A 3,356-nucleotide genomic window follows, 5' to 3' on the forward strand; every position below is an offset into this window, starting at 1 on the left:
GGGAGTGGTTCAAACATGGGTCAAATCTCAGTGAAAATTTATGCCGCTACCGGGTCACTTCTCAGCGACAATCAACAAATGTGCGGGATATTGTTGGTTCGCGCAGAACCGATGGCCGCGCCCAGCAGTTCGATAGCGTCCACCTTTTCCATCTGCTCGGCACCGATGCCAGCCTGGAGCTGGCCCAGGTTGAGCAGATTTGTGGTGTAGCGGTTCAGCCGGCTGCATTGCTCCTGGATCGTCTGCAGCATCTCTTCACGAACCTCGGGGCTCAGTTCGGTTCCGAAGGAAGCGAGGCTGGACGCCGACGCGGATATCGCCGCCAATGGAGTTCGGAGATCGTGAGAGAGAGACGAAAGCAGAGCCGTCTTCAACTCTTCCGAGCGGCGCATGGCTTCGGTCTCGGAAAGCTGATGGAGCAGAAGGCAGCGCTCCACTGCGATACTGATGAGATTCACGAATGCCTCGATATCGATGCGCGGAGCCTTGCCCCGCGGCACCGCTCCGCGCCCGAAAACGATAACTCCGAGGATGACATCGGCTGTCCCAACCCGGAAGGCGACATGCTCTTCCGTCTCGAAGCGTTGAGTGGCCTGAGCGATCACCTGGCTGGCGATCCCACTGCCATGGCCGATATGCCCAACCGGTCGTACCCTGCCGTTTTCCGCGATGAACAGCTCCACCTCGTCGGGAGCCGCGAACACCTCGCCGATCGCGGAGACGACATCTTCCAGAAGAACCGCCTTTTGCAAACGGCTGCTGATCTGAAGCAATCGGTCGAGTTGCGCCTGCGCCTGCTCCGCGGCCTTGGCGCGGTCGTTGAGACGTCCCGCCAGCGTGCCGGACAATATGGCCGTCACATTGAAGGCGATCAGCGGGATGAGGTCGTCGGCCGATGATGCGCCGAACGCGAACAGCGGCTCGCTCAAAAAGAAGTTATAGATGGCCGAGGCCGCGATCCCGGCAAGCAGGCCCACCCTTAGCCCAGAGGACGCCCCGACAAGTGTCACGCCTAGAAGATAGATCAGCACGGCGCTTACCCTGCGCCCATGCTCCATGGCAAAATAGGAACCGAATGTCGCTGCCGCAAACAGCAGCAGATTTGCAATGGTAAGCCCCAACTCGCGAACGGCTTGGTTACGGCTCTCATCTTTCATCTGCCGGAACATGGGCCAATGGCGAGAAGGCAGCAGAATTGAAATCCCCATGGGCAAAGTGGATGCTACCTTGAGGCCCGGGCGGTCGGTCAACGGCTCTTGCTCGAATTCCACATCATGATCTGCCGTTCCATGTAGCTCTGCGCAGATTTGTACTTTGCCAGCGCCGAGATTTGGGCCTTGTTGATGTTCTGCCGCGCTCGAATGATGTTTTGTTCAGGGCTTTGCGCGGCAGCGACGAGGTTAGTGACGATGTCGTTGGAATTGATGCCATAGCCCAGGCCCAGCGCGTTGGCGATGGTGAACGAAGTGTTCGATGCCATGTCATCTCCTCCCGCGGCCGCGCGGCTGCGGGATCAATATTGGACGGTCACCGTGACGGCGCGGCGGTTCTGCGCCCAGGCGCCTTCATCCGATCCAATGGCATCGGGCCGTTCCTTGCCATAGCTCAATGTGGTGATGCGGCTGGGATCGATACCCAGCGTTACAAGATAATTCTTCGCGGCATTCGCCCGCCGGTCGCCCAGCGCAAGGTTGTATTCGCGCGTGCCGCGTTCGTCGCAATGGCCCTCTATGGTCACGCGAACACCGGGGTTGGCCACCAGCCATTGCGCTTGGCTCTGCAACGTGGCCTGGTCCTGTGCATCGACGTTGAACTTGTCGGTGTCGAAAAATACCCGATCGGACGAAACATGTGCCAGGAAATCCTCCTGGCTGCCTTTGACCGGACCTGTCGGAGCATAGGTCCCACTATCGCTGGAGGACCCAGGAGGCGGCGGGAGCGCGTCCGGCGCCTTTTTGGAGCAGGCGGCCAAAGCGATGATGGAGGTTGCAAAAAGGACAGTTCGCCCGAATGACATCATTGCAGTTGTTTCCTTATTTGGAGGGCTTGTAATTGAATTCCGGCGACGCATGTCGCCAGAGGTTGATGACATTTCATGACCCTTGCGGCTGGGCAGACCTGGTCCCCAGCCGATTGATTCTGTTCCAGTTCAAATTTCCGCTATTCATTGCCGACGCTTAACGCGAACTGATGGTCAGCGTTAGCACGGCTTTTTTATGGCCGGTGGTTCACATGAAGCCCCGCTCAATCCCAAGCACCATCAGACAGGAAAAATGATTGAACGCCCACTATTGGATTGCAGGCATGCTCCGGCGGCCCATGACGAGGACAGCTGCCACAAGTGTATGTGGAAGCGATTTCAACTTGCGGTGATAGCGCCCTCGAATGCCTTGTCGGTGTACAAACCGACAAGCTGACGCTCAGCCAACTCCCCGTTCAGCTATTAACGAGCCAATTCGGACCGTTGATCGGCCGCTCTGTCGGCGCCTCAGGCCGCTCTGGCGAACTTTTGAACCTTTATGTCCTGCTCATGCTCGCGGGCCTGGGCCAGCTCATAGGCCGTCTGCATCCGCAACAGAGTATCGGCTTTGATCCCGAAAGCCTTCTCAAACCGGATAGCCATATCGGCAGAAAGGCTGGCATTGCCGTTCAGCAAGGTGCTCAATGCCTGCCTCGATACGCCAAAATGCTCGGCCAAAGCCGTCACGCTGACCTGTGCGGGCTCCACGATTTCCGTCTTCAACCAGTCGCCAACGTGGACGACGAGCGAAGGGTGCATCTTAAGCGCCATGATAATCCTCCAGATCCATATCGATTAGCGCGCCTTCGTCATTCAACCCGAAGGTCATCCGCCAGTTTCTTGTCACGGTCATCGACCAGCTTCCCTTCCGGTCCCCTGTCAGTTCATGCAATCCGAAGTTCGGTGGCACCGCCAGTTCTTCGAAGCTTTCCGCAGCGTCGATGAAAGCAAGCATCTTGCGCAGCCGCCCAGAATCTCCAACCAGGCCTTTGGCATTACCCGTCTCAAAGAAGCGGCGCAGGCCTTTGTGCCTGATGCTCTCAATTTCCATTCTTGGGATATAGCGCGGTGTCGCGAGATCGTCAAGTGTCGCGCGACACTTGTCTTAACGGAGTAGGGCTTGGGGATTATAGTCGCGTTGGCCCTTCCGGCCACCGGAGAAACATCATGGGACATTCAGACCTCGATTGTTGATTACTGCTGAGAGTTGACCCGGGAGGGATATAAATTTCCGTCGAGAACTGACCCATGTTTGAACTACCTCCGGACGCAGGTTTGGAGGCAACATGGAGTGATCGATATGGCATTATTGAGTGTAATCAGACGTTGGCATTTC

At 57.3% G+C, this 3,356-nt stretch carries 5 protein-coding genes; all 5 read right to left on the reverse strand.

Annotated elements, in window-relative coordinates:
* Nucleotides 1–71: 71 nt before the first annotated feature.
* A complete protein-coding gene (locus L3X40_RS21305) occupies nucleotides 72–1,250 on the reverse strand; it encodes a DUF4118 domain-containing protein (protein ID WP_237367346.1) in 1,179 nt (392 codons plus the stop codon).
* Nucleotides 1,247–1,480 carry a hypothetical protein gene (locus L3X40_RS21310; RefSeq protein WP_237367347.1) on the reverse strand — a complete coding sequence of 78 codons (234 nt, stop codon included), beginning with the start codon at nucleotides 1,478–1,480 and terminating at the stop codon, nucleotides 1,247–1,249. Before L3X40_RS21310 ends, L3X40_RS21305 begins: the two co-directional genes overlap by 4 nt.
* Before the next feature lie 33 nt (nucleotides 1,481–1,513).
* The gene (gene pal, locus L3X40_RS21315) at nucleotides 1,514–2,017 is read right to left on the reverse strand and encodes a peptidoglycan-associated lipoprotein Pal (RefSeq protein ID WP_237367350.1); all 504 of its coding nucleotides are present in this window, start codon (nucleotides 2,015–2,017) and stop codon (nucleotides 1,514–1,516) included.
* Between the two features lie 471 nt (nucleotides 2,018–2,488).
* Complete coding sequence (locus tag L3X40_RS21320; protein ID WP_237367348.1) at nucleotides 2,489–2,791, reverse strand: HigA family addiction module antitoxin; 303 nt, start codon at nucleotides 2,789–2,791, stop codon at nucleotides 2,489–2,491.
* Nucleotides 2,781–3,071, reverse strand: a complete 291-nt coding sequence (locus tag L3X40_RS21325; RefSeq protein WP_237367349.1) for a type II toxin-antitoxin system RelE/ParE family toxin — start codon at nucleotides 3,069–3,071, stop codon at nucleotides 2,781–2,783. The genes L3X40_RS21320 and L3X40_RS21325 overlap by 11 nt, the downstream gene beginning before the upstream one ends.
* Nucleotides 3,072–3,356: the final 285 nt, after the last annotated feature.

The sequence above is a fragment of the Rhizorhapis sp. SPR117 genome, from assembly GCF_021742065.1.